The organism is Halalkalicoccus sp. CGA53 (assembly GCF_036429475.1).
Classification (GTDB): domain Archaea; phylum Halobacteriota; class Halobacteria; order Halobacteriales; family Halalkalicoccaceae; genus Natronorarus; species Natronorarus salvus.
In genome coordinates this window covers 2,898,099-2,923,279 of sequence record NZ_CP144125.1, presented here as the reverse complement: position 1 = coordinate 2,923,279, position 25,181 = coordinate 2,898,099, and the positions used below count along the sequence as shown (strand labels likewise).

The following is a 25,181-nucleotide window of genomic DNA, read 5'->3' as shown; positions in this document are numbered from 1 at the left end:
GCGACCGAAACCGGTCCCGTGGGGGGTACCCGGTGACCGACAGCCTCGCCGCGTTCTGCGCGGAGGCCGACGCACCGCCCGCCGAGAGCGTCGACCACCTCGAACGACACCTGCTCGACTGGGTCGGGCTCGTTCTCGGGGGTCGGAGCGTGGCCACCTCCTCCGAGAGCGTTCTGAGGACGGTCGAGGGGCTCGCGGGCGGGCGTGCTCCACGGCTACCGACCGGGTCGACCCTCGCGCCCGACCGGGCCGCCCTTCTGAGTGGCACGTTCGCCCACAGCCTCGACTTCGACGACACCCACCGCGAGTCGTCGCTCCACCCCGGTGCGCCGACCATCGCCGCGGCCCTCCCGGTCGCCCGCGAGACGGAGGCGACGGGCGAGGCGCTACTCGCCGCGATCTCGCTCGGCTACGACGTCACCTGCGCGCTCGGCCGCGCGGTGAACCCGGACGCCCACTACGCCCGCGGGTTCCACCTCACGGCCACCTGCGGGACGTTCGGGGCGACCGCCGCTGCGGGTCTCCTCAGGGGATTCGACGAGGCGACGTTCGAGGCCGCGTTCGGGGTCAACGGCAGTCAGGCCGCGGGTTCGCTGCAGTTCCTCGAGAACGGCGCGTGGAACAAACGGCTGCACCCCGGACTCTGTGCACACCGGGCGGTGCTGGCTACCGAACTCGCTGACGCCGGCTTCCGGGGCTCGGCGGAACCGATCGAGGGGACGTTCGGCTTCCTCCACGGCTACACCGACGAGCCGATCCCCGAGGCGCTCCGGGGGATCGAACCCGGGAGGGCAGCGCTCGAGACCGCGCTCAAGCCGTACCCCTGCTGTCGGTACATGCACGCGGCGATCGACGCGCTGCTCGAGATCGGTGAGGGGGTCGATCCCGACGCGATCGAGTCGGTCAGGGTCGACCTCCCCGGACCGGGCGTCCGGCTGACGGGCGAGCCGATCACCTCGAAACGACGGCCCGAGAACTTCGTCGACTGCCAGTTCTCCACGCCGTTCGCCGCCGCGCTCTCGCTCTCGGCGGGCGAGGCCGGCCTTCGCGCGTTCCTCGACGCCCAGGAACGCCTCGACGACCCCGCGCTCCGGCGGCTGATGGACCGGGTCGAGGTCGCCTCGACCGACCGGACGAACGATCCGTTTCCGGCACGCTGGACGGCGGGGGTGACCGTCGAGGCCGACGGCACGCACGAGCGGTTCGTCGAGTACGCCCTCGGCGAGCCGGAGAAGCCGATGGACTGGGCGGACGTCGAGGGGAAGTTCCACGAACTGACCCGTGCGGCGGGGATCGATCGGGACGGTTCGGCGTCGGTCGTCGAGGCAGTCGGCGACCTCCGCGACGGACACTCGGACGAACTGTTCGCCACCCTCGACGCCCTGGAGTAGGTCGTTCCGAGGCCGTCGTCGTCCGAGGGCCGGGCGGCGGCCGATCGCCGTCCTACCGGCTCCAACACGTTCATTACCCGTGTTACCGATCTCCTCACAATGGCGCACTCCTGGCGGGATACGATGACGCTCTCGGGGGAACAGCGGCTGGTGCGAAGCAGCATTCGGGAGCTGTGTGCGGACTTCGACGCGGAGTACTGGCGCGAACACGACGAGGCCGAGGAGTATCCTACCGAGTTCGTCGACGCGCTCGCCGACCACGGCTGGCTGGGAATCCTGATCCCCGAGGAGTACGAGGGTGCCGGGATGAGCACCGCCGAGGTCGTCGTGATGATGGAGGAGATCGCCGCCAGCGGGGGTGGGTTCAGCGCGGCCCAGGCGATCCACGGCGGGATCTACAACAGCGTTCCCCTGGTGAAGTACGCGAGCGAGGAGCTGAAAGCCGACCTGCTTCCGCGAGTCGCTCGCGGCGAGGCGTCGATCCAGTCGTTCGGGCTCACCGAGCCGAACGCCGGGTCGAACTCGACGGCGATGGAGACCTCGGCGGAACGCGAGGAACGTGCCGGCGGGCAGGCAGAGTTCGTGATCGACGGACAGAAGATCTGGATCTCGCGGGTCGACCAGAGCGACTACCTCGTCCTGATGGCGCGGACCACCCCGAGGGAAGAGGTCGAGAAACGGACCCGCGGGATCTCCATGTTCCTCGTCGACCTCGAGGAGGCGTACGAACAGGACGCCCTCGAGATCAAGGCGATCCCGAAGACGGTGAGCGGGTTCGTCCACTCCTACGAGATGTGGTTCTCGGGGCTCAGAGTCCCGGAAGCGAACCTGATCGGCGAGGAGGGACGCGGCTTCTACCAGGTGCTCGACGGGCTGAACGAGGAGCGACTCGTGATCGCCGCCGAGTGTATCGGCCTCGGCGAGACCGCCCTCGAGAGCGCGATCGAGTACGCCAACGAGCGCGAGGTGTTCGGCGGGCCCATCGGCGCGAACCAGGCGATCCAGCACCCGATCGCGGAGGCGTACGCGCAGGTGCTCGCGGCGAAACAGCTCGTCTACAGCGGCGCGGAGGAGCTCGACGACGCTGAACGCACCGAGGCGGGTGCGATCGCGAACGTCGCGAAGTACCTCGCGGCGGAGGCGTGTTTCGCCGCCGCCGACGCGGCGGTCCAGACCCACGGCGGCTTCGGCGTCGCCCGCGAGTACGACGTCGAGCGGTACTTCCGGGAGGCGAGGTTGACGAGGATCGTCCCGATCAGCCAGCAGCTCGCGCTCAACTACCTCGGCGAGAGCGTGCTGGGGTTGCCCCGGTCGTACTGAGCGGAACGACCGACGACCGTGATCCACACGAGACACCGACGACCCACACCATGACCGACGACACCCACGAGACCGACACGACCGACGGAGAATCGACGGCAATGAGAACCGACGGAGGGGACGAGACGGACGGAGCGAGCGACGGGGAGACGCGGCTGGTCGCGGGCTGGCAGGGCCGCTACTACGAGGACTTCCGGGTCGGTGACGTCTACAAACACCCGTTCGGGCGTACGGTGACCGAGACGGACAACGTCTGGCTGACGAACGTCACGATGAACCTGAACCCGATGCACTTCAACGAGGCCTATGCACGGGAAACCGAGTTCGGCGAGCGCCTCGTCGACGGGACGTTCGTCATCGCGCTCGCGGTCGGGATGAGCGTGATCGACGTCTCGGTGAACGCGACGGCGAACCTCGGCTACGACAGGATCCGCCACCACGCGCCGGTCTACCACGGCGACACGATCTTCGCGGAGAGCGAGGTACTGGAGAAGCGTGAGAGTTCCTCGCGAGAGCACGTCGGGATCGTCACGACCGAGCTGCGGGCGTACAACCAGGACGGGACGAAGGTGCTCTCGCTCGAACGCACCCCGATGGTGCTCAAGCGCGAGCACGCGAAGCCCTCCGCGTCGACGCCGCCGGGCTGGCCGGAGGGTATCGGCACCCAGCCGGGTGAGGAGTAGATGGAAGTAGGCGACGGGTCGGGGGAGGCAGCCGAGGGCGAGCGGATCGCGGACGGGCTCCCGGTCGTCGATCCGGCGGAGGCGGCCGCCGAGGTCGGCCCCGAGGAGACACTGCTCGTGAGCGGGTTCGGCGGCGTCGGCTACCCGAAGGCGGTGCCGGAGGCGCTCGCGGCCGACGGTCGCGAGAAGGCGCTCACGGTGGTGAGCGGCGGCGGCGTCGGCGACGAGATCGACACCCACCTCGTCGAGTCCGGCTCGATGGCTCGGCGGTATCCCTTCCAGACGAAGCCCACGTCTCGGGAGGCGATCAACTCGGGGACCGTCGCGTTCCACGACCGCCACATCTCGCGGGTCGCCGACGAACTCCGTTACGGCGGGCTGGTCGACGCCGACACCGCGATCGTGGAGGCGGTGTCCGTGGGCGAGAACTGGCTCGTCCCCTCGACGTCGATCGGGAACACGCCGGCGTTCGTCGAGGCCGCCGATCGACTGATCGTCGAGGTGAACGCGGCACAGCCCCGGTCGCTTTCGGCCGTTCACGACGTCTACACCCGAACGAAGCCACCCGAACGGGGGCCGATCCCGCTCGTCGATCCCGTCGGCCGGATTGGCGCGCCGGAGATCGGGTTCGATCCCTCGAAACTCGTCGCGGTCGTCGAGACCGACCGACCGGACGACCCCTACACGTTCCGGGAGCCGACGTCGGTCGATCGCGAGATCGCCGCCCACCTCGCCTCGTTCCTCTCGGCGGAGATCGAGAGAAACCCGCTTCTCGAGGAGCGCGTCGCGCTCCAGTTCGGCGTCGGGAGCACGGGCAACGCGCTGTTAGAGGCGCTCTCCGAGGTCGAGTTCGGCGGGCGCGAGGTGGTCTACTTCGGCGAGGTGATCCAGGACGGCCTGCTGGACATGCTCGACGCGGGTGCGCTCGCCGGCGCGAGCGCGACGTCGCTCGCGCTCTCGGCCGACGGACAGGAGCGCTTTTTCGCGTCGATCGAGCGGTACGCCGAGGACGTCGTCCTCCGGCCGGCGGACGTCTCGAACGCCCCGGCGCTGATCGACCGATTCGGCGTCGTGGGGGTGAACAGCGCGGTCGAGGTCGACCTCTACGGGAACGCGAACGCCACCCACGTCGGCGGGACGCACGTCGTCAACGGGATCGGCGGCGGCGGCGACTTCAGCCGCAGCTGCCCGCTCGGGATCGTCGCGCTCCCCTCGACCGCCGCCGGCGAGATATCGCGGGTCGTCCCGATGGTCCCGCACGTCGATCACACCGAACACGACCACTCGGTCGTGGTCACCGAACACGGCGTCGCCGATCTCAGGGGGCTCTCCCCGCGCGAACGGGCCGAGGCGCTGGTCGGGGTGGCCGACCCCGCGTTCCGGGAGGCGCTGGACGAGTACCGCGAACGGGCCGAACGCGGCGGGGGGAACGTCCCGCACGACCTCGAGACGGCGCTCTCCTGGCACGTCGAGTGGGGCGAGTGATCGGAGGGGATGGCGGGCTGGAAGCGGTACACCGGACTGATCCTGCTCTGGCAGGTCGCCGCGAGCGTCTGCTTCTACGCCGTCTACGCCGTGACGCCGTTCGTCCGCGAGGGGTTCGACGTCTCCGCGACGCTCGTCGGCGTCATGCTCACCGCGCTCATGCTCGGCTACACGCTCTGTCTGCTCCCCGTCGGCTCGGTCATCGACGCCTACGGCGAGAAGCGCGCGCTCGTCGTCGGCCTCCTCGGCCTCGCCGTCGCGGTCGCCGTCGTCACCCTGGCGGGGTCCTACACCCTCTTGCTCGTCTCCGTCCTCGTCCTCGGCGCGTTCTACGCGACGGCGATGCCGGGGACGAACGCGGCGGTGTTCAACGCCATCCCACACGAGCGGCTCAACACCTCGATGGGGATCAAGCAGGTGGGCGTCACCGCCGGCAGCGGGATCGCCGCCCTCGCGGTGCCGTGGTTCGGCGCGACCCGCTTCGGCTGGGAGGTCGCGTTCCTGCTCGCTGCGGCCGTGGCGGGTGTCGTGAGCGTCGTCTTCTGGGTGTCCTACGACGCCGGCGGTGAGGGCAGCGGAGGGGAGACCGACCGCGGCGGGATCCGGGCGCACCTCACCTCGCCGGCGTACGTGCTGCTCACGGCCGCCGGCTTCTTCCTCGGGGCGGGGCTGTTCACCACGACGGGCTACACGATCCTCTACGTCCACGAGTCCGTCGGCGCGAGCGTCGTCTTCGCCGGCGTCGTGCTCGCCGCCGCACAGGTGAGCGGGAGCGCCGGTCGCGTCGTCTTCGGCTGGCTCGCGGACCGGCTCTCGGCGTCGCTCACCGCCGCGACGCTCCGGATCCTGCTCGTCCAGTCGGCCGCCTCTGCGGTGCTCTTCGTCGCGGTGATCCTCGTCGACTCGCCGACGCTCGCGCTCCTCGCGTTCACTGCCCTCGGCCTGTTCGTCCTCGGGTTCACCGGGGTTTACTACTCCTGTATGGGCTCGCTGGTCCCCAGCGAGGAGATGGGGAGCGCGACCGCCGGCGGTCAGATCGCGCTCAACGCCGGGGCGCTCTGTGCACCGCCGGCGTTCGGCCTGCTCGTCGACCGCTCGGGCTACGCTGCGGGCTGGGCGATGCTCGCGGTCGCGGCCGCGGTCGCGTTCTGTCTGCTCGCGATGCTCGCTCGCCGCGGGTAGGGGATTTCTGATCGATCTCCGAGTAGTCCGGGCGGCGATACGGGGTGAGTCGGTTCTGTCTACGGGTTCTTCTCGCTCCGGATACCACAACCGAATACAATACGTTTATACTAATCGTTGTCTATGGTAGATATGCATGTACACTGGTAACAGTCGCAACAGGCGGGACGTGCTCAAGGGGGCGGCGACGCTCGGCGTCATCACGATGGCCGGCTGCCTCGACGGGGACGACGACGGGGACGACGACGCGGCCGCCGCGGACGACGCGGCAGACGCCGACGACGCGGCAGACGCCGACGACGACGCGAACGGGAACGGCGATCAGGAGGACGTGACGGTGACGATCGCGGGCACCTCGAGCGGGAGCGCGACACAGCTCGCCGGGCAGGCGCTCGCACGGGGTGCGAGCGAGCACAGCGACTTCGTCGACGTCACGGTCCAGGAGACCGACGGCTGGACGGCGAACCTCTACGAGTTCGACTCGGGGGAGTTCTCGAGCATCGGCGTCGACAACAACTCGCTGTCGAAGGCGATGGAAGACGAGGACCCGTTCGACGAGGACCCCGTCGAGAGCCTCCCGATGCAGGGCTGGATCTTCACGAGCCTCGAGATCTTCTGGGTCGCGCTCGAGGGCAGCGGGATCGAGTCGACCGAGGACCTCCGCGAGGGCGGCTACACGATCTACCCGATCCAGCCGGGCTTCGGGACCCGGCTGCTGACCGAGGAGATCATCCGCGAGGCGGACATGTGGGACCAGAACGAGATCAACAACGCGAACACCGACGACATCCCCGGCGCGGTCGAGGAGGACAGAGTCGACGCGCTCTGTATCTACGGCGCGAACGGGATCGAACTCGCCGGCTGGTGCCAGGAGGTCGACGTCAGGAGCAACGAACGGCTCTACGTCATCGAGGTCGACGACGAGTTCCGACAGACGATCGAGGACACCCCCGGGGCGCTGCTCTCGGAGTTCGAGCCCTACGGCTTCCAGCAGGACGTCGATCAGGTGACCGACCAGGTCGTGAGCTGGGCGCTCGGCGGCCAGTGGGCGTTCGGACCGGACGTCCCGGCCCACGCGACCCACGAACTCGCCCGGATCGCGAGCGAACACTGGGAGACGCTCCAGGAGTCCGACCCGACGACGCTCGACCACTCCGACCCCGAGACGATGACCGCGGCGGTGCTCGAGGATCTGGAGGTCCATCCCGGCGTCGCCGACTTCTACGAGGAGAACGACGTCTGGGACGACGGCTGGACGCGGGGCGAGGCCGAGTAGCCCGAACCAGTAGCTTATTGCCGTTCTACGGTCGAGTGACCGTATCCGAACCCTGTGACACGCTCACACGGACACACGACGTACCATGACAGCAGAAACGGAGAAGATCGATTCGGAGCTCCTCGAACGCCCGATCGTGACGGTTCTCAGGGAGAAGCTCGCGGCGGAGAACGTGAAACGCCACGTGACGCTCTGGTCGGTGCTGGCGCTGCTCACGGTCCCGCTCTGGCTCTACGTGATCGCCTACGCCAGATACCAGCTCATCGCGCGGGCGCAGTTCGGCGCGGTGTTTCTCGGGGGGATCTTGCTGCTCTACATCCTCCACGAGATGGCCCAGTCCGTCGGCGGGGGAAACCGGTACATCGGTGAGGACCTCCGCGCGTTGGTCGCGCCCGGAAACCGTCTCGACACGCTCGTCCTCGTGGTCTGTGCGGTGATCGTCACGGTCACGACGGTCTACATCTGGTCGAACTTCGAGGCGCTGTACACCGACCGGCGGGGCTTCGCCCTCGATCACGAGTACGTGCTGGCGGTCGCGTTCACGCTCGTGATAATCTACCTCACCTGGCGCGCGTTCGGGATGACGTTCCTCGTCGTCGTGCTCGCCGGGATCGGCTACGCGCTGTTCGGGAGCTGGGTCCCCGGCACGCTCGGCCACACCGGCCTCTCCTACGAGCGGGTGCTCAGGATCCTCGTCATCGGGGTCCGCGGGTTCTACGGCTTCCTCACGCAGCTCGTCGCGGCGTGGATCGCGCTGTTCCTGCTCTACGCCGGGCTGTTGAAGGCCTACGGCGCGTTCGACCTCATCCTGCGGATGGCCGTACGCTCGGCGAAGTACATCGACTCGGGGGTCGCCCAGACCGCGGTCGTCGCGAGCGCGGTGATCGGCTCGGTCAACGGCTCGCAGACCGCCAACGCCGGGATGACCGGCTCGTTCACCATCCCGATGATGAAGGAGAACGGCATCAAGCCCGAGACGGCCGCGGGGATCGAGTCGGTCGCCTCCACCTCGGGACAGGTGCTCCCGCCGGTGATGGGCGCCGGGGCGTTCATCATGGCCTCGCTCATCACGGGGATCACCTACGCGGACGTGCTCGTCGCGGGGCTGATCCCCGCGGCGATCCTCGTGATCGCGATCGTCGTCGCGGTCCACTACGCCGCCGGGCCACAGATCGAGAACCAGGACCTCTCGGAGTTCTTCGACGACGCGCTCACCCGGGGCGAACTAGTTCTGGAGGGGATCAAGTACGGCGTCCCGCTCGCCGTCCTCATCTACATCCTCGGCATCGTCCAGTGGACGGTGATGACCGCGGCGCTGTGGACCGCGGTGTCGATGATGGCGCTCGGGATCGGTATCCCGGTCGCGAAGGTCGCCTTCGACACGGGGAACGCCCGCGCGGTCTTCTGGCGGTTCGCCGGGACGATCCGCGAGACCTGGGACGGCTGGCGCGAGGGCGTCGTCGTGCTCGCGCCCGTGGCGATCATCCTCGCGGCGATCAACGGCGTCGTCGACCTGCTGATGGCGACGGGGGTGCCGACGGCGATCTCGCTCACGCTGATGGACCTCTCCGGCGGGGTGTTGATCTTCGCCGCGATCATGGCGATGATCATCTGTATCCTGCTCGGACTCGGGATGCCGACGACCGCCGCCTACACGGTCGTCGCGCTGCTGATCGCGCCGACGCTGATCAACCAGTTCTTCCTCCCGGAGTTCTCCGCACACTTCTTCGTCTTCTACGCGGCGATCCTCGCGGGGCTGACCCCCCCGATCGCCACCTGTGTGGCGGTCGCCTGCGGGATCGCCGGCTCGAACTTCTGGCGCTCGTGTCTCGAGGCGATCAAGATCTCCGCGCCGCTGTTCGTCCTGCCCTTCACGTTCATCTACCACCCCGAGATCGTCTCGGGGGAGATCACGTCGGCGGGACTCCTGACCGGCCTGATCACGCTCGTCGGCGCGATCGCGATCATCCACGGGCTCAACTACCGGTTCTCGTTCGGTCGGCCCGGGACGTACGGGATGCGCCTCGGCTTCTTCGCGCTCGGGACGGTGATCATGGTCCACGAGTCGCTGACGATCCGCATGGGGGCGCTCGGTATCGTCGTCGTCCTCTACCTGACGCAGGCGAGCGTCGGCAAGCCCGCGCCGATTGAGAAGCTCCGCGGGCTCGCCGCCGGGATCAACGGCCGACGGAAGTAGTCTCGCGCTCGCTCGATCCGGTTCGCGCTCGGTCGTTCACTCCTCAGGACCGCCGGTCGTGAGCACGACGACCGCGACGGCGAGAAGCAGGAAGACGCCGACGACGGCGAACGCGGCGGCGGCCGACCGGGCGTCGATCACCGCCCCGAGCAGCACCGGAGCGAGGACCGCACCCAGCGAGAGGCCGGTGAAGAAGAAGCCGAAACTCGTCCCGGTGGCGCCCGGGTCGGCGACGGCGTTCGCGAACCGGTCCCGCGAGGGGAGCGCGACCCCGATCAGGAGCCCGGCCAGCGAGAGCGCGACGAGCGGTCCGGACAGACCCCCGACGGGGCCGACGACGGCGACCCAGACACAGAACGCCGCCGGGAGGAACGCGAGGAGGATGACGGTCCCGGGCGGGAGGCGATCGGCGACCGGTCCCCCGACGAGGATACCGACGGCCATGCTCACGAGGTGGGCGGTCAGGAGCGTGTTGGCGGTCGAGCCGTCGAGACCGTACGTCTCCACGGCGAGCAGCGTAGTGAACGACTGGAGGCCGACGATCGCCATCATGCTGAGCGCGTAGAAGACGAAGACCGAGAGCAGGTCGCCCCGGCGGACGAACGAGACCATCTCGCGGACGGACCGCCCCGCGGAGTGTGAGTCCGATCTGTTCCGGTCGCGGAGAGTTCGCCCGTGGACCGGGTCCATCGTCAGGTGGACGAACGCGGCGTAGGCGAAGCCGAGCGAGCCGACGGCGACGAGCGCGACGTCCCAGCCGACGGAGAGCCCGAGGCCGCCGACCGCCACGGGCGCCGCGGCGAAGCCGGCGAACCCCCCGAACGTGTGGAGGCTGAACGCGACCCCTTCGGTGTCCCGTTCGGTCACCGCGTCGAGCAGGGCGTAGTCGGCGGGGTGAAACGCCGACTGGCCGATCCCGGAGACGAACGCACACGCGAGAAGCAGCCAGTACGCGCCCGAGAGCCCCGAGAGGGCGATCCCGAGCGAGGTGACCGCGATCCCGCCCACGAGGATCCGTTTCGCGCCGATCCGGTCCACGAGGTCGCCCACCGGGAGCTGGAACAGCAGCGTCGGGACGTAGATCGCGGTCACGAGCAGCCCGAGCCGCGTCGTCGTCAGGTCGAACTCGGCGGCGAGCAGCGGGAACAGCGGCGGGTACGCGAGCAGGTAGACGTGGGAGACGAAGTGTGCTCCCGAAACGGTTCCGACGACGTACCTCCGCTGTCCTCCGAGCGATCCCATCTCCCCCACTCCTCGTGTTGGGTACGGGATGTAGCTTCCCCAAGCGGCGAACCGCGCCCGCTCGGAGAACCGATAGAATGAGGTGATCGCTTCCTGTTCTTCCGATAGAAATGTTCACGAAGGTTCTCGTCGCGAACCGGGGCGAGATTGCGGTCCGAGTCTTCCGGGCGTGTGAGGAACTCGGCATCGGCACCGTCGCGGTCTACAGCGACGCCGACAGGGAAGCGGGCCACGTCCGCTACGCCGACGAGGCGTACAACGTCGGGCCGGCGACCGCGAGCCAGTCCTACCTCGACCAGGAGGCGATCATCGAGGCCGCGGAGAAGGCCGACGCGGACGCGATCCACCCGGGGTACGGCTTCCTCGCGGAGAACGCCGAGTTCGCCGCACGCGTCGAGGAGAGCCCGTTCACCTGGGTCGGCCCCGAGAGCGACGTGATGGAGCGACTGGGCGAGAAGACGAGCGCGCGCCGGGTGATGCAGGCGGCGGACGTGCCCGTCGTGCCGGGAACGACCGATCCGGCGGAGTCGGCCGAGGAGGTCCGCGAGGTCGCCGAGGAGTTCGGCTACCCCGTGGCGATCAAGGCCGCCGGCGGCGGCGGCGGCCGCGGGATGAAGGTCGTCCACGAGGAGGAGGCTGTCGCCGACTCCTTCGAGAGCGCCAAACGCGAGGGCGAGGCGTACTTCGACAACCCGAGCGTCTACGTCGAGAAGTACCTCGAGTCGCCGAAACACATCGAGGTGCAGGTGCTCTGTGACGAACACGGGAACGTCCGCCACCTGGGCGAGCGCGACTGCTCGCTCCAGCGGCGCCACCAGAAGGTGATCGAGGAGGCGCCGTCGCCGTCGCTCTCCGAGGAGTTGCGCGAGCGGATCGGCGAGGCAGCCCGCCGGGGGGTCTCGGAGGCGGGTTACACGAACGCCGGGACGGTGGAGTTCCTCGTCGAGGACGGCGAGTTCTACTTCATGGAGGTCAACACCCGTATCCAGGTCGAACACTGCGTCTCGGAGGAGGTGACCGGAATCGACATCGTGAAGTGGCAGCTCCGGGTCGCCGCGGGCGAGGAGCTGGCGTTCTCACAGGACGACGTCGAGATCGAGGGTCACGCGATCGAGTTCCGAGTGAACGCGGAGAACCCCGCGAACGGCTTCTCGCCGACGCCCGGGACGCTCAGCACCTACGACCCCGCGGGGGGGATCGGGGTACGCCTCGACGACGCGATCAGACAGGGCGACGAGATCGGCGGCGACTACGACTCGATGATCGGGAAGCTGATCGTCGTCGGCTCCGATCGCGATGAGTGTCTCGCGCGCTCGGACCGCGCGCTGCGCGAATTCGAGGTCGAGGGCGTCCACACGACGCTGCCGTTTCACCGGCTGATGGTCACCGACGAGCGGTTCCTCGCGGGCGAGCACACGACGAAGTACCTGGACGAGGAACTCGACACGACCCGCGTCGAACAGGCCGTCGAGCGCTGGGGACCGGAGTCGCCCGGCTCGACCGAGGACGAGGAGGTGATCGAGCGCGAGTTCACCGTCGAGGTCAACGGGAAACGGTTCGAGGTGAGCCTCGAAGAACGCGGCGCGCTCGCCGGGAGGGGGACGGCCTCCGGTAGCTCGGGAGGCGGCGGCTCGCGACCCCGACCGACACGGGAGGACGAAGACGGCGGAGAGGCCGTCACGGCCGAGGGCGCACAGGTCACCGCGGAGATGCAGGGGACGATCCTCTCGGTCGACGTCGAGGAGGGCGAGGAGGTCGCCGGCGGCGACGTCATCTGCGTGCTTGAGGCGATGAAGATGGAGAACGACGTCGTCGCCTCGCAGGCTGGCACCGTCGCGCAGGTGCTCGTCTCCGAGGGCGAGAGCGTGAACATGGGCGATACGATCGTCGTCCTCGAGTAGATGGAAGAGACCCGACGGGCGCTCCTCGATGCCCTCCGCGAGGGACCGGTCTCCGGACCGGAGTTCGCGGGTGAGCGTGGTGTCTCGCGCGCCGCCGTCTGGAACCACGTCGAGGCACTCAGGGAGGAGGGCTTCGAGATCGACAGCGAAGAGGGCTATCGCCTCCGGTCGACCCCGGAGTTCGGCGCTGGTGCGATCGTTCTCGAACTCGAGACCGCGTCCGACGTCGAGTTCCACGACTCGATCCCGAGCACGAACGCCCGTGCGCGCGAGCTGGCCCGGGAGGGGGCGAGCGAGGTGCTGGTTGTCGCCGACGAACAGACCGGCGGGCGTGGCCGACTCGACCGGGCGTGGTCCTCTCCGAGCGGCGGGATCTACGCGAGCGTCCTCCTCCGACCGGAACTCCCGCCCGCACGGGTGCCGCTGCTGACGCTCGCCGGGGCGGTCGCGGTCGCCGAGACAGCCCGTACCCTCGGCGTCGACGCCGGGATCAAGTGGCCGAACGACGTGTTAGTCGGCTCCTCCGAACGGAAGCTCTCGGGGATCCGCACGGAGATGGAAGGCGAGGCGGATCGGGTGACCTGGGTCGTCGTCGGTATCGGCCTCAACGCGAACGTGGGGTCAGAGGCGCTCCCCGAGGGCGCGACGAGCCTCCGGGAGGAGGTCGGCCCAGTCGTGCGCCGAACGGTGCTCGCGGCCGTGATCGACCGGTTCGACGAGCTCCGGCGCGACCCGGATGCGATCCTCGACGCCTGGCGCGAGCGCGCGCTCACGCTCGGTCGCGAGGTCCGGGTCGAGACGCGGACGGAGGTGATCGTCGGACGGGCGGTCGACGTCGAGGGGCCAGGAACGCTCGTCGTCGAGATCGAGGGTGGGCCGCGGCGGGTCCACGCCGGCGACTGCGAGCACCTCCGGCCGACCGACTGAGTGCGCGCGGCGGGACGACTCAGAACCGCGAGACGGCCGCGCCGTGCCCACAGTCGAGGCAGGTGTCGAGGACCGTCTCCCCGTCCTCCGCGAGGACCGCACGCTTCTCGTCGGAGCCACACTCGGGACACTCGACCGCGGAGTCGGTCCCGCAGTCCGGACACCGGAGCGCGGCGTCGCCGTCCTCGGTGACCGTCGGTCCCGTACACTGGTGTCCACACCCCTGACACGGGATCGGAACACGGAGGTCGCCCGTCTCGCGCGGCGCCCCGAGCGCGAGCAGCGTAACGCCGGATTCGCCGCCGTTTTTCACGCCGTGAAACTCGCCGGGAGCGAAGCGGGCCGTCTCCCCGGCTTCGAGGGGGACGGTGCCCCGTTCGGTCTCGAGCGTCGCTTCGCCCTCGAGGACGAGGTAGACCTCCTCCTGATCGGCGTGGGCGTGGAGCCCCCACAGCCGGTCGCCGGGGCCGACCCGATACCGGTTGATCGCGAGATCGGTCGTCCCGAGCGGGTCGCTCAGCCGACGACAGCTACTCCCCTTCCCGAGTTCGCGCGGTTCGACCTCCTCGACGGTCACGGTCCGCATGGCCGACCGTACGGACCGGTCCCAAAAATCGGTGAGGGTCTTCGCGTGGCGGTCACGAGCCCGGGGACCGTCGTCCGATCCCGTTGCGGCGACGCCCGCCCACGGGGATCTCGGTGAGTTCGGCTCCGTCCGAGAACGGTCGTACCGTCGCTCGCGTCCTGTCGCCGAGCGCGAACGAGTCGATCACGGCGCTCGCGACCTCTCCGAAGCCGTTCTCGAACGTCGCCGCGACCGAGCGGACCTCGACGAGGTAGACGACGTCCTCCTCGGCGGTCACCAGGAGCGACGACCGACGGGGTCCACGAGCGTCTGCGGGATCCTCGTAGACGACGTCGAGTATCCGGGCGTCTCCGCCACCCTCGACGCGCTCCTCGCGCTCGTCTTCGAGGCCGACCTCGTCGTACTCCAGTTCGAGCATCGTGAGTATCTCGTCCCGGAGTTCGTCGAGGGTGCCGACCGGCCTACCGTCGACGACGAAGACGGCGATCTCCCGCTCTCTCGTCCAGTCGTTGATGTAGACCTCTGTCGGGCCGAGCTCCCAGACGTCCCAGTTCTCGGGGTACGCGATCCGGTAGCCGTACGCGTCGTTCGTGTACGTCGTCAGGCTCTCGACGCTGGGCGTGACCTCCTCCGGTTCGCCGGTGATCGAGAAGGAGTCGACCGCTTCCCCGGCCAGCGCGTCGAACGCCTCCTCGTCGGCCTCCCGCTCGCTCACCACCTCGATCTGGTAGACGACCCCCTCTGCGGGAACGAGCACGAGCCGGGAGCGAAGCGTCCGCTCGACGCCGTCGAACGGGTCGCGGTACCGGAGGTCGACCACCCTCGCCACCTCGCCGCTGCCGACCGAGGTCTCGGACTCGGAGAGAACCTCGACCGCCTCCATCCCGAACTCCGTGTTCGCGATCGCCCCCTCCCCGATCTCGGAACGGGTGGGCCGCTCCTCGACGGCGAACACGCTCACGACGATCCGGTCCTCGCCGTCGTCGAGTACGAGGTCCTCGGGGTAGGTGTCGTCGACCGTCCAGCCACCGGGTACCGCGATCTCGTAGCCCATGCGCTCGTTCGCGTAGCGGGTCGGATCGTCGTCCCCTCCGACCTCCCCCTCACCCTCGTGGTCCCCGTCTCCCGACTCGCTCCCGGTGTCCGTCGCCTTCGCGCCCCCGCTCGTATCGTCTCCATTTACATCACCTCGATCGGCGGCGTCTTCGCTCGCGGCGTCGTCTCCCTCACGGGTCCCGGTCTCCTCCCCGGTACAGCCGGTCAGCGAACCGAGCGTGGAGAGGCCGATCAGTGAGAGAACCGTTCGTCGCGAGCGGGCCTCGCCTCGGTGCATACCGTTCACTCCGGGAGCACTACGATAGACGTTGTCATCGACCGGGTCGAACGGAGCTACCGCCGCGCCGTCTCGGCGGGCGGCGGCCGCTCGTCGTCGGTCTCCGTGCCGCCGAACCTGACCGTGAGCACGGGCATCGGGGCGGATCGAACGACGCGTTCGGCGACGCTGCCGAGCAGGAGCCTGTCGATCCCGCCTCTGCCCTGTGTCCCCATCACAATCAGGTCGATCCCCTTCTCGGTCGCGTACCGGACGATCTCGCGACTCGGCGAGCCGTCGATGATCGACGTCTCGATCTCGACGCCGTGTTTCCCCGCGATCCGCTCCACGCGCTCGAGCGCGTCCTCGCCGTCCTCCCGGAGCATGTCGCTCACCCCCTCCCAGGAGGTCTCCATCGGGAGGCTCGCGAAGCTCGCGGTGTTGACGACGTAGACGGCGTGGATCGTCGCGTCGTGTTCGACCGCGAGCCGTGCGGCGTGTTCGACGGCACGCTCGACACCCGCGGAGCCGTCCGTCGGGACGAGGATGCGCTCGTACATCGCTCTCCCGTTCGTTTCCTCCCGGGAGACATAACTGTTTGCCACACGTCGACACTGGACACACGGATCACGTCGCTAGATCACGTCGACCACGTCGTCGGCGCCCGCCCGCCGCACGACCGCTCTGACCGGATCGCGCGCTCCCGCGAGGTTGTCGGAATCCCCGTCGAGAACCACGAGACGTGCCTCTCTCCCCTCCTCGATCACCCCGAACTCGAGGTCGAAGAGGTCGGCACCGGCGTGCGTCGCCATCCCCAGGACCGTTGTGGCCGAAAGCCCCGTGAGCTTCGCGGCGAACTCCATCTCGCGGAACATCGATGGTGCGTTCAGCATCACGTTGTCCGTGCCGAGGGCGACCGACGTGTGCTCACAGAGCGCCTCGATCGGCGGGAGACCAACCCCGGAGACGAGGTTCGATCGGGGACAGACGACGACCGGCGCTTCCTGTCTCGCGACCCGTTTCAGGTGGTCGTCGTCGGCCTGGACCATGTGGACGAGGAACTCCGGATCGAGATCGAGCGCGGGTTCGATGTCGTCCGTTCGGTTCTCGCCCGCGTGGATCCCGAACGGCTTGTCGGCCTCGCGTGCCTCGCGTCGCTCGGTCGTGAAGTCGGCGTCTGCGGCGCCGCTCGCGCCGTAGCCGTCCGCGACGTCGAACACTCCCCGTTCGTCGCGCCCGAGCGCGACCCCCTCGATCCCGATCCCCTCGGTCGCCTCGCGTAGCGCACGGACGCCGTCGATCCCTCCCTCGCGGAAGTCGACGAACGCGGCGGTGCCCGTCCTCGCCATCAGCCGGACGCTCCGGCGCATCCCCGCGATCAGCTCCTCTCGATCCGCGGCGCGGAGCAGGCGGTGTTTCAGCCCGTCGGGGGGCGCGACGAGTTCTGCGAGCGAGAGCCCCGCGCCGGCTTCCTTCGCGATCGAGTCCCCCACGTGGGTGTGGGCGTTCACGAACGCCGGGAGGAGTACTCGAGTACTCTCGACGCGTTCCTCCTCGATCGCGGCGATCCGGCCGTCTTCGATCACCAGCCGCCCCTCCCGCGGCTCGAACGATCGGCCGGTCAGGAGGGTTCCCTCGACGATCATACGCCCCTTCTCTCGCTGGCGGCCAAGTACCCCTCGGTCGGGGCCGAGCGTGTCACGACCCGAACCGGTCGAGCGTCGTCCGGAGGCCGGGGGCGACGTCGCTGACGAGCGATCCGTCGGTCTCCAGGCCGAGGACGTCCTCGGCGGCCCGTCCGACCGCGTCGAGGTCCTCGCTCGCCGCGTAGACGCCGAGACGCCACTCGTTGACCTGTGTCTGCTGGAGCGTCCGCACGAGCGGGGACTGGTCTTCCAACGAGCGGACCTCGCCGTTGACGATCACCCGGGAGGTCGACTCGCGCATCCGCGGCCGGCCGGGGACGTCGAGGATCACGCGCTCGGCATCGACGCCGCCCTCCTCGGCGATCTCGCGTTCGCGTCGCCGGAGCAGGTCGAACGGCAGGTCGAGCACCTCGTCCGGGACGTCCGGGAGCTCCGCCCAGACCGCACGCTTGAGCAGGTTCCGGCGGGAGAAACGCTCTGCCAGCCTCGTCGTGGCCTCACAGCTCCGGAGCGTACAGAGCAGGTCATGGTCGTCCATCCGCCGGAGCTCCTCGGGGGTGGTCTCCCCGGTCGCGATCAGCCGTTCGGCTCCCCGACGCAGCATCGCCTTGCTGATCCGGGCGACGTGGTGGCTGTACACCGTCGGGTTCATCAGCGCCCTGGCGATCAGCAGGCTCTCGGCGGTCTGGACGTTGCCCTCGTCGAGGACGACTCTCCCGCCGCTGATCCGCAGTTCACGGACGAGCCGACCGTGGTCGATCGTCCCGTAGGGGACCCCGGTGTGGTGGGCGTCGCGCACGAGGTAGTCCATCCGGTCGACGTCGAGTTCGCCCGAGACGAGTCCCGCGAACTCGCCCTCGCCTGCGACGACGCCAGCGACGCGTTCGGGGTCGAGGTCGTGCTCCTCTAGGATCGCCCTCACCTCGCCCTCGGCGAGCAGGTCGTCGACCTGATCGTGACGTCGCCCGGTGTAGCGTTCGATGACGTCCTCGACGTTGTGGCTGAACGGACCGTGGCCGACGTCGTGGAGGATCGCCGCGGCCTCGATCCGTCGGGCGTTTCGCCCCTCGATGCCGAGCTGGTCGAGCGCGCGCGAGGCGAGGTGATACACCCCGAGCGAGTGCTCGAAACGGGTGTGGTTCGCGGAGGGGTAGACGAACGAGACGGTGCCGAGCTGGCGGACGTGACGCAGGCGCTGGACCTCCGGCGTGTCGAGCAGCGCCCGCGCGACGCCGTCGACCTCGATGTGGTCGTGGACGCTGTCTTTGATCGTCTTCATGGATCGAGTTAGTCGCCACGGCTGTTAAACGCTGACCGTGGGTCGTGGGGCTCTCGTCGTCGAGTGGTCGATGCCGACACGACCTGTACCGTTTATTACACCGCGGACGTATCGTCGTTCACACACGGGAACATGACCGGTCCGAGAGAACGGCTCGTCGAGAACGTGACATCGGCGACCGCCCTGATCGTCGTCGGCCTCGGCATCCTGGCGTTCGCGCTGAGCGTCCCCTACTTCTGGCTGGTCTTCGTCGTCGGGCTGTTCGTCGTCGTCCCGCTCGTCGGCCTGCTCTTCGGCGCCGAGGACTGGCGGAAGTGGGACCCGCTGTCCGACGAGTTCTGGGAGGACCTCTTCGGTGAGGAGGGGGAAACGGAGACCGACCCCGACGAGCAGCCCACGGACTCGCTTCAGACGCTCCGAGATCGCTACGCTCGCGGCGAACTCACCGACGAGCAGTTCGAGCGGAAGCTCGCGCTGTTGCTCGAGACGGAGTCGATCGAGGACGTCGAGGACCGGATGCGGGCCCGAGAGCCGTCGGCCGAACGGCTACGAGAGCGCGAGTGACCCGGCGGGTCTCGCGACCGGCCGATCCTCGTTCCAGCCGAACCCGGCCCGCGACACGTCGGTCCGGGGCCGTCACGTCCGTGGCATCCGGAGCGTGAGGAGGATGACCGCCGCCATGATCGCCGCCAGGACGAGATAGCCCTCGTCGAAGTAGCCCAGATCGGCCACCACGCCGAAGACGACCGGACCCCCGGCGCCGAGCGTCGCCGTCGTCGTCCGGACGACACCCAGTCCCGTCCCCTGAACCTCGTCGGAGAGCGCGTCGGCGATGTACGACTGCGTGATCGCGCCGGAGCCGAGCATCGTACTGATGAGCGCGGTGACGACGACCAGCAGCCAGAGCTCGTCCACGAGCGGGAGGAAGACGAACCCGGCGACCGGCGGGAGGAGGACCCCGAGGAGCGACCCCCGCATCCCGATGCGGTCGTACGCAGCCCCCGCGACCGGTTTGACCACCACGCCCACGGCGAAGAAGAGGCCGAACAGGACGCTCGCCACCGACGGCGACAGCCCCTTGACGGTGCTCAGGTAGGTCGGGTAGAACGCCGTGAACGACTGCCAGATGAAGATGTAGAGGAAGAGTATCACCGTCATGAAGCCCATCGCCGGGTTCCGGATCTCCTCGAACACGCCCAGGACGTCCCGCAGGGACTGCCCGTCGGCCGACCCACGGCTCGACCGATCCGTGGGGACGGTGAGGAGGATCACGACGCCGGCGGCGAACAGGAGCGGTGCGACGAAGCCGAGACCGACCTCCCAGACGAACGCGACGGCGAGGACGGCCGCGATGGGCGGGAGCAGCGTCTGTCCGACGTCTCCCGTCGCCATCGTCACCCCGAGGGCGCTCCCGAGCCGATCGGGGTAGAGCGTCGAGAGGAACGTGATCCGGGCGATGGGGTACAGCGAGTGGCCCAGCCCCCAGAGGGCGGTCGCGACGAACAGGACGACCGGCGTGGAGGCGGTGACGACGAACCCGAGTGCCACCGCGACGACGACCGTGCTCGCCGCCATCAGCGTCCGCTCGTCGTACCTGTCCGCGAGCACGCCGCCGGGAAGCTGGCCGATCGAACCGAACAGCCAGAGGACCGTCACGAGCAGGCCGGCGACCGTGAGACTCAGGCCGTAGGCGCTCTGGAGGTACGGGAGGACGACCGGGTAGATCATCCGTGTCCCGACCAGCAGCCCCCACGTGCCGGCGATCGCGACCAGCGCCGTTCCCCTGCCTTCCCCCCACAGCGCTCGTGCTTCCCGTCCGATACCCTGCAGGATCTCCATCGAGAGGTCGTGACGGGGATGGTCGCTCCACCCCCATAGCGACTGGCTTCTCCCCCCGTCCCTTCCCCTTTCGACCGCTCTCCGCTCTCCCTGCCGAGGCGCTCACGACGAGCAGGCACTCTCCACCGACCTCCGAGGGACGGGTGGGCTTATGGCCCGCGGGGTCCGAACCGGGACAATGACGACGTTCCTCTCGGGCGGGACGGGGACGCCGAAACTCCTCTCGGGAGCCGACGCTGTCTTCGATTACGAGCAGGTCACCGCGGTCGGCAACACCGGCGACGACGTCGAACTCGGCGGGCTCTTCGTCTCGCCGGATATCGACACCGTGCTCTTCGAGCGGGGGGGCGTCCTCGACACCGGGACCTGGTGGGGGATCGACGGTGATAGCCACGAGACGCACGAGCGGCTCCACGAACTCGCGGAGGCGGCGGACCTCGGAACTGGACCACGATACCTGCCCGACGACCGGCAGACCGACGGGAGAGAACTGGCTGCGTGGCGGCGCTTTTCGGGCATCGCGGAGTTCATGACGATCGGTGACCGGGACCGTGCGGTCCACCTCACCCGGACGGGCCTGCTCGACGAAGGCCACACGCTCACCGAAGCGACGGACGTCCTCGCCCGGGCGTTCGGCATCGACCTCACCCTAGTGCCGATGAGCGACGACCCGGTCGCGACGCTGATCCACACCGAGAGTGGAAAAATGCACTTCCAGGAGTGGTGGGTCGCACACCGGGGCGAGCCACCGGTGGAGGAGGTGGAGTTCCGCGGCGCAGAGCGCGCGGAGCCGACTCCGGAGGTCCGCTCCGCCCTCGCCGATCCGGTGGTGATCGGCCCGTCGAACCCGGTGACCAGCATCGGACCGATGCTCGCGCTCCCCGGACTCGAACGGTTGCTCTCCGAGACCCCGGTGATCGCCGTCTCGCCGTTCGTCGACGACCGGGTGTTCTCCGGGCCGGCAGCCGATCTGATGGGGGCGACGGGTCACGAACCGAGCACGAGAGGGGTGGCCGACGCCTACCCGTTCGCCGACGGGTTCGTCCTCGACGAGGCCGACGGAACCGAACTTGAACGGCCGGTCGCGAGGACCGACACGAGCGTGGGATCGAGTGCGGACGCCGCCCGGGTCGCCCGAGCCGTCGAGAGACTGCTCTCGGAGGTGGTCTGATGTTCTCGCCCCGTGTGGCGCTCGCGAGCCTCAGCGGGCGATCGGACGCCGGGTGGGCGCTGGCGGTAGGGGAGTACGTCGGCTGTGCCTTTCTCGGCGGGATCGCACTGGATCGGGGGACGCGCGCCGCCGCGCGGGAGCTGACCGAGCGCGACCGCGAGGAGTTCCTTCCCCGGGACCCGATCGCGTTCGTCGAGGAACAGTTCGCGGCGCTCTCCGGTACCGAGATCCGTCCCGGCTTCAACGTCCGCGCGAGCGATCCGGAGCCGATCCGCGAGGTCGCTACGGTCTGTGCCGACCACGGCGCGATCTGCGAGATCAACGCCCACTGCCGACAGGCCGAGATGTGCGACGCCGGTGCTGGCGAGTCGCTCCTGCGCGACGGGAACCGGCTGACGGAGCAGGTCGAGACGGCCAGCGAGACGGGTGCGGCGGTCTCGGTGAAGGTCCGGGCCGAAGTGTCCGCCGTCGACCTCGCGGACCTCGCCCGTCGGATCGAGCGGGCGGGCGCGGACGCGATCCACGTGGACGCGATGGACTCGGAGTACGTGATCCGGGACGTCTCGAGGGCGTGTGACCTCTTCGTGATCGCGAACAACGGGGTTCGGGACCGAGAGACCACCGAGGAGTACCTCGCGTTCGGAGCGGACGCGGTGAGTGTCGGCCGGGCGAGTGACGACCCTCGGGTGCTGACTGCGGTCAGAGAGACGACCGACCGATGGTTCGAGCGGGAGGTGACCGCGTGAGCGCGGAGCCGATGTCGAGAGGGCCCGCGGAGAACGCCCAGTTGGCCCTCTTGCTGGAGGTCGCCGGGACGCCCAAACCGGGGAACGTCGACCGTCGACGGGACCTCCCCGCCCTCCGGTTCGAGCACTTCCTCGCGGGTGCGGTCGGCGCGGGTGGAGGTCTGCGACTGGCCGAGGGGGGCGAACCCGTCGGAACGGCGTTCGAGCGCGCGATCGCCGGGATGGCCGAGCAGGATGGCGGGAACACGCAGTTCGGCTGCCTGCTCCTGCTCGTCCCGCTCGTCCGGGCGGCGAGCGTGGGCCGACTCTCCCCCGAGGGGGTTCGCGAAGTGACCGAGGCGACCACGGTCGAAGACTCCGTAGAGTTCTACCGGGCGTTCGAACACGTCGACGTCTCCGTCGGCGATCCCCCGGACGGGGCCGACGCGCTCGACGCACGCCACGGCTCGGCGGCCGCCTCGACGCTCCGCGAGCGAGAGCTCACCCTTCTCGACGTGATGTCGCTCTCGGCGGAGCCGCGCGAGGGCCACCCCGGAGACGCGAACGCCCGCGAGTGGGTGGAGGACTTCCCTCGGACGTTCGCGGCCGCCGAGGGGCTCCTCGCGGACGAGGGGCCGGTCACGGATCGAGCCGCCCGGACCTTCCTCTCGCTGCTCGCGGAGGCACCGGACACGCTCGTCGCGGTCGACCGTGGTCTCGACGTGGCCCACGAGGTGATGGAACGTGCGGATACGGTCGCCGGCGACCTCGAAGCGGCCGAATCGCTCGCGGAGGAGTTCGTCGTCCGTGGGATCAATCCGGGGACGACCGCCGACCTCACCTGCGCGGCGCTGTTCGTCGCCCTCTCCCGGGGGCTCTCGGTGTGACCGAGCACGACGACGATGCGGGGGAATGGCCGGCCGAACTCGATGGCGTCACCGAGTCCGTCGTCGCGACCTTCGGCCCGAACGGTCGGTGGAACCTCGCGGCGCTCGGGCTGTTCTCCGGAGATCCCGTGGCCGCGACGACGTGGGGGGACACCCGGACCCGACGGAACTTCGAGCGGGAGGGCGAGGGTGTCGTCCAGTTCACGCGCGATCCCCGGACCTTCGTGGAGGCCGCCCTCGGTATCTACGAACTGGACGACCCGGTCGACGACTCGGCCGACGCCTGGGTCCGTGTCACGGTCGAGCGGATCGGCTCCGACGAGCGGGGTGGGACGACGCGCGAGACGTGGGCGCTCACCCCGACCGACTCGGAGATCCGGAGGGAGACGGTTCCGACGACCAACCGGGGCTACTTCGCGGTGATCGACGCGACCGTCGCGGCCTCTCGACTCGACGTCCCGTCGTACGATCGACGGAGGCTCGTCGAGCGGCTCGTGTACTACGAATCGGTCGTCGGACGCTGCGGTGGCGAGCGCGAACGCGAGGCGTTCGCCCGGATCGCCGACCTCACCGGATGGAACGAGGCGCGGGAGAACGAATCCTTTTAGAGCGCGAGCGAGGTAGGAGGTCTATGGCGATCAAACCGGCCTACGTCAAGAAGACGGGCGCGCGACTGCTCGAACAGTACCCCGAAGCGTTCAACGACGATTTCGAGCACAACAAAGAGAGCGTCCGGGAGCTCACGAACATCGAGTCGAAGGGCGTCAGAAACCGCATCGCCGGCTACGTCACCCGCAAGGCGCAGGCGGCGAGCGCGTAGGTCCACTTCACGAGCAGGTCACCGCCCCCGCGAGCGACAGCGCTCTCGAAACGTTGTCGGCCAATCTTGCACGCGTGGAGTCGATCCAAACGGTTTTGATGGGTCGGGAGCCTACCGGTGTCAATGTCTACCACTGTCGGCATCCTCGGCGCCACCGGCGCCGTCGGCCAGCGACTCGTCCAGCTTCTCGACCCGCACCCCGACTTCGAGATCGGAGCGCTCACCGCGAGCGCCGAGAGCGCCGGACGGGCCTACCGTGACGCGGCGAAGTGGCGCATCGGCACCCCGATCCCCGAGGACGTCGGCGAGATCACGGTGAGCGAGACCGATCCCGAGGCTGTCCCCGACGAGGTGGACCTGCTCTTCTCCTCGCTCCCCTCGGGCGTCGGTGAGCGGGTCGAGCGCGCGTTCTGCGAGGCGGGCTACGTCGTCTCGTCGAACTCGTCGAACGCCCGGATGGCCGACGACGTCCCCCTCGTGATTCCTGAAGTAAACCACGACCACCTCGATCTCCTCGAGGTCCAGCGGGAGTCGAGAGGCTGGGACGGCGCGCTCGTGAAGAACCCGAACTGTTCGACGATCACGATGGTTCCCACCCTGAAAGCGCTCGACGCCTATGGGCTCTCCAGGGTGCACGTCGCGACGCTTCAAGCTGTTTCCGGGGCGGGGTACTCCGGCGTGACCTCGATGGAGATCATCGACAACGTTATCCCGCACATCGGCGGCGAGGAGCCGAAGATGGAGACCGAGACGCGGAAACTCCTCGGTAGCTTCGACGGCGCGGAGCTCAGCCACCACGAGGTCGAGGTCTCGGCCTCCTGTAACCGCGTCCCGACGCTCGACGGCCACCTGGAGAACGTCTGGGCCGAGACCGAGGAGGAACTGAGTGTCGAAGAGGCGAAGGCAGCGATGCGCGAGGCCCCCTCGCTCTCGCTTCACTCCTCGCCCGACCCGCTGATCCACGTCTTCGACGACCCGGACCGCCCACAGCCGCGTCTCGACCGCGAGCGCGAAGAGGGGATGCAGGTCACCGTCGGCGGGATCAGGGAGACCGTCTCGGGGATCCAGTACAACTGCCTCGCGCACAACACGCTCCGCGGTGCTGCGGGCGCGAGCGTCCTGAACGGCGAACTGCTCGTCTCCGAAAGCTACCTCTAGACGGTCTCTTCACGACACGTCGAACAGAGCGGCCGATAACAGACCGGACTCGCGACCTCCTCCTCCTCGATCGGCGTCTCCTCGCCACAGCCGACGCAGGCCGCGGTTTCGCGCGTCATAGAGGTACGAGGGGTGCGGGACGGATAGCTCCTGT

24 protein-coding genes are annotated in these 25,181 nt (G+C 69.0%); 16 read left to right on the top strand and 8 right to left on the bottom strand.

What is annotated here, in order from left to right; translation table 11 throughout:
* Nucleotides 1-32: 32 nt before the first annotated feature.
* The 7 genes from V2L32_RS16850 to V2L32_RS16820 all read left to right on the top strand — a co-directional run bounded on the left by V2L32_RS16850 (nucleotide 33) and on the right by V2L32_RS16820 (nucleotide 9,534).
* Nucleotides 33-1,391 (top strand): MmgE/PrpD family protein, encoded by a 1,359-nt coding sequence (locus V2L32_RS16850; RefSeq protein WP_331233688.1) that lies wholly within the window; start codon nucleotides 33-35, stop codon nucleotides 1,389-1,391.
* A gap of 99 nt (nucleotides 1,392-1,490) precedes the next feature.
* Complete coding sequence (locus V2L32_RS16845) at nucleotides 1,491-2,711, top strand: acyl-CoA dehydrogenase family protein (RefSeq protein WP_331233687.1); 1,221 nt, start codon at nucleotides 1,491-1,493, stop codon at nucleotides 2,709-2,711.
* A gap of 101 nt (nucleotides 2,712-2,812) precedes the next feature.
* Nucleotides 2,813-3,394: a MaoC family dehydratase gene (locus tag V2L32_RS16840; protein ID WP_409348452.1), complete on the top strand. Its 582-nt coding sequence runs from the start codon at nucleotides 2,813-2,815 to the stop codon at nucleotides 3,392-3,394.
* Nucleotides 3,395-4,879, top strand: a complete 1,485-nt coding sequence (locus V2L32_RS16835; RefSeq protein ID WP_331233684.1) for an acetyl-CoA hydrolase/transferase C-terminal domain-containing protein — start codon at nucleotides 3,395-3,397, stop codon at nucleotides 4,877-4,879.
* Between the two features lie 9 nt (nucleotides 4,880-4,888).
* Nucleotides 4,889-6,061 (top strand): MFS transporter, encoded by a 1,173-nt coding sequence (locus V2L32_RS16830; protein WP_331233683.1) that lies wholly within the window; start codon nucleotides 4,889-4,891, stop codon nucleotides 6,059-6,061.
* 136 nt (nucleotides 6,062-6,197) lie between these two features.
* Nucleotides 6,198-7,337: a TAXI family TRAP transporter solute-binding subunit gene (locus V2L32_RS16825; protein WP_331233681.1), complete on the top strand. Its 1,140-nt coding sequence runs from the start codon at nucleotides 6,198-6,200 to the stop codon at nucleotides 7,335-7,337.
* An 85-nt stretch (nucleotides 7,338-7,422) separates the two neighbouring features.
* Nucleotides 7,423-9,534: a TRAP transporter permease gene (locus V2L32_RS16820; RefSeq protein ID WP_331233679.1), complete on the top strand. Its 2,112-nt coding sequence runs from the start codon at nucleotides 7,423-7,425 to the stop codon at nucleotides 9,532-9,534.
* A 36-nt stretch (nucleotides 9,535-9,570) separates the two neighbouring features.
* On the opposite strand, the gene V2L32_RS16815 is transcribed toward V2L32_RS16820, so the two are convergent.
* A complete protein-coding gene (locus tag V2L32_RS16815) occupies nucleotides 9,571-10,776 on the bottom strand; it encodes an MFS transporter (RefSeq protein WP_331233678.1) in 1,206 nt (401 codons plus the stop codon).
* Between the two features lie 110 nt (nucleotides 10,777-10,886).
* Between V2L32_RS16815 and V2L32_RS16810 the strand changes: the two genes are divergently transcribed.
* Together V2L32_RS16810 and V2L32_RS16805 are read left to right on the top strand one after the other, a co-directional pair.
* Nucleotides 10,887-12,677 (top strand): acetyl-CoA carboxylase biotin carboxylase subunit, encoded by a 1,791-nt coding sequence (locus V2L32_RS16810; protein WP_331233677.1) that lies wholly within the window; start codon nucleotides 10,887-10,889, stop codon nucleotides 12,675-12,677.
* The gene (locus V2L32_RS16805; protein ID WP_331233675.1) at nucleotides 12,678-13,604 is read left to right on the top strand and encodes a biotin--[acetyl-CoA-carboxylase] ligase; all 927 of its coding nucleotides are present in this window, start codon (nucleotides 12,678-12,680) and stop codon (nucleotides 13,602-13,604) included. It begins immediately after the preceding gene.
* Nucleotides 13,605-13,623: 19 nt separating this feature from the next.
* Here the strand turns inward: V2L32_RS16805 and V2L32_RS16800 are convergent, their stop codons facing one another.
* The 5 genes from V2L32_RS16800 to V2L32_RS16780 all read right to left on the bottom strand — a co-directional run bounded on the left by V2L32_RS16800 (nucleotide 13,624) and on the right by V2L32_RS16780 (nucleotide 18,427).
* Nucleotides 13,624-14,190: a cupin domain-containing protein gene (locus V2L32_RS16800; protein ID WP_331233674.1), complete on the bottom strand. Its 567-nt coding sequence runs from the start codon at nucleotides 14,188-14,190 to the stop codon at nucleotides 13,624-13,626.
* 52 nt (nucleotides 14,191-14,242) lie between these two features.
* Entirely contained in the window at nucleotides 14,243-15,523 is a 1,281-nt protein-coding gene (locus V2L32_RS16795; RefSeq protein WP_331233673.1) for a hypothetical protein, read from the bottom strand.
* A gap of 56 nt (nucleotides 15,524-15,579) precedes the next feature.
* Nucleotides 15,580-16,062, bottom strand: a complete 483-nt coding sequence (locus V2L32_RS16790) for a universal stress protein (RefSeq protein ID WP_331233672.1) — start codon at nucleotides 16,060-16,062, stop codon at nucleotides 15,580-15,582.
* A 75-nt stretch (nucleotides 16,063-16,137) separates the two neighbouring features.
* On the bottom strand, nucleotides 16,138-17,148 hold the full coding sequence (locus V2L32_RS16785) for an amidohydrolase family protein (RefSeq protein WP_331233671.1): 1,011 nt from the start codon (nucleotides 17,146-17,148) through the stop codon (nucleotides 16,138-16,140).
* Nucleotides 17,149-17,200: 52 nt separating this feature from the next.
* Nucleotides 17,201-18,427, bottom strand: coding sequence for an HD domain-containing protein (locus tag V2L32_RS16780; protein ID WP_331233670.1), 1,227 nt, complete (start codon nucleotides 18,425-18,427; stop codon nucleotides 17,201-17,203).
* 132 nt (nucleotides 18,428-18,559) lie between these two features.
* Between V2L32_RS16780 and V2L32_RS16775 the strand changes: the two genes are divergently transcribed.
* Nucleotides 18,560-18,991, top strand: coding sequence for an SHOCT domain-containing protein (locus V2L32_RS16775; RefSeq protein ID WP_331233669.1), 432 nt, complete (start codon nucleotides 18,560-18,562; stop codon nucleotides 18,989-18,991).
* 72 nt (nucleotides 18,992-19,063) lie between these two features.
* On the opposite strand, the gene V2L32_RS16770 is transcribed toward V2L32_RS16775, so the two are convergent.
* The gene (locus tag V2L32_RS16770) at nucleotides 19,064-20,266 is read right to left on the bottom strand and encodes an MFS transporter (RefSeq protein WP_331233668.1); all 1,203 of its coding nucleotides are present in this window, start codon (nucleotides 20,264-20,266) and stop codon (nucleotides 19,064-19,066) included.
* A 178-nt stretch (nucleotides 20,267-20,444) separates the two neighbouring features.
* Here V2L32_RS16770 and cofD point away from each other — a divergent pair, with 178 nt between their 5' ends.
* The 6 genes from cofD to asd all read left to right on the top strand — a co-directional run bounded on the left by cofD (nucleotide 20,445) and on the right by asd (nucleotide 25,027).
* A complete protein-coding gene (gene cofD / locus V2L32_RS16765; RefSeq protein ID WP_331233667.1) occupies nucleotides 20,445-21,437 on the top strand; it encodes a 2-phospho-L-lactate transferase in 993 nt (330 codons plus the stop codon).
* Nucleotides 21,437-22,183, top strand: coding sequence for a tRNA-dihydrouridine synthase (locus tag V2L32_RS16760; protein ID WP_331233666.1), 747 nt, complete (start codon nucleotides 21,437-21,439; stop codon nucleotides 22,181-22,183). The genes cofD and V2L32_RS16760 overlap by 1 nt, the downstream gene beginning before the upstream one ends.
* Nucleotides 22,180-23,049 (top strand): triphosphoribosyl-dephospho-CoA synthase, encoded by an 870-nt coding sequence (locus V2L32_RS16755; protein ID WP_409348382.1) that lies wholly within the window; start codon nucleotides 22,180-22,182, stop codon nucleotides 23,047-23,049. Before V2L32_RS16760 ends, V2L32_RS16755 begins: the two co-directional genes overlap by 4 nt.
* A complete protein-coding gene (locus V2L32_RS16750; RefSeq protein WP_331233664.1) occupies nucleotides 23,046-23,657 on the top strand; it encodes a DUF447 domain-containing protein in 612 nt (203 codons plus the stop codon). The genes V2L32_RS16755 and V2L32_RS16750 overlap by 4 nt, the downstream gene beginning before the upstream one ends.
* 23 nt (nucleotides 23,658-23,680) lie before the next feature.
* On the top strand, nucleotides 23,681-23,869 hold the full coding sequence (locus tag V2L32_RS16745; protein ID WP_331233663.1) for a 30S ribosomal protein S17e: 189 nt from the start codon (nucleotides 23,681-23,683) through the stop codon (nucleotides 23,867-23,869).
* Between the two features lie 123 nt (nucleotides 23,870-23,992).
* Nucleotides 23,993-25,027, top strand: coding sequence for an aspartate-semialdehyde dehydrogenase (gene asd / locus V2L32_RS16740; protein ID WP_331233661.1), 1,035 nt, complete (start codon nucleotides 23,993-23,995; stop codon nucleotides 25,025-25,027).
* On the opposite strand, the gene V2L32_RS16735 is transcribed toward asd, so the two are convergent.
* A complete protein-coding gene (locus V2L32_RS16735; protein ID WP_331233660.1) occupies nucleotides 25,024-25,146 on the bottom strand; it encodes a hypothetical protein in 123 nt (40 codons plus the stop codon). The genes asd and V2L32_RS16735 overlap by 4 nt on opposite strands.
* Between the last annotated feature and the right edge of the window lie 35 nt (nucleotides 25,147-25,181).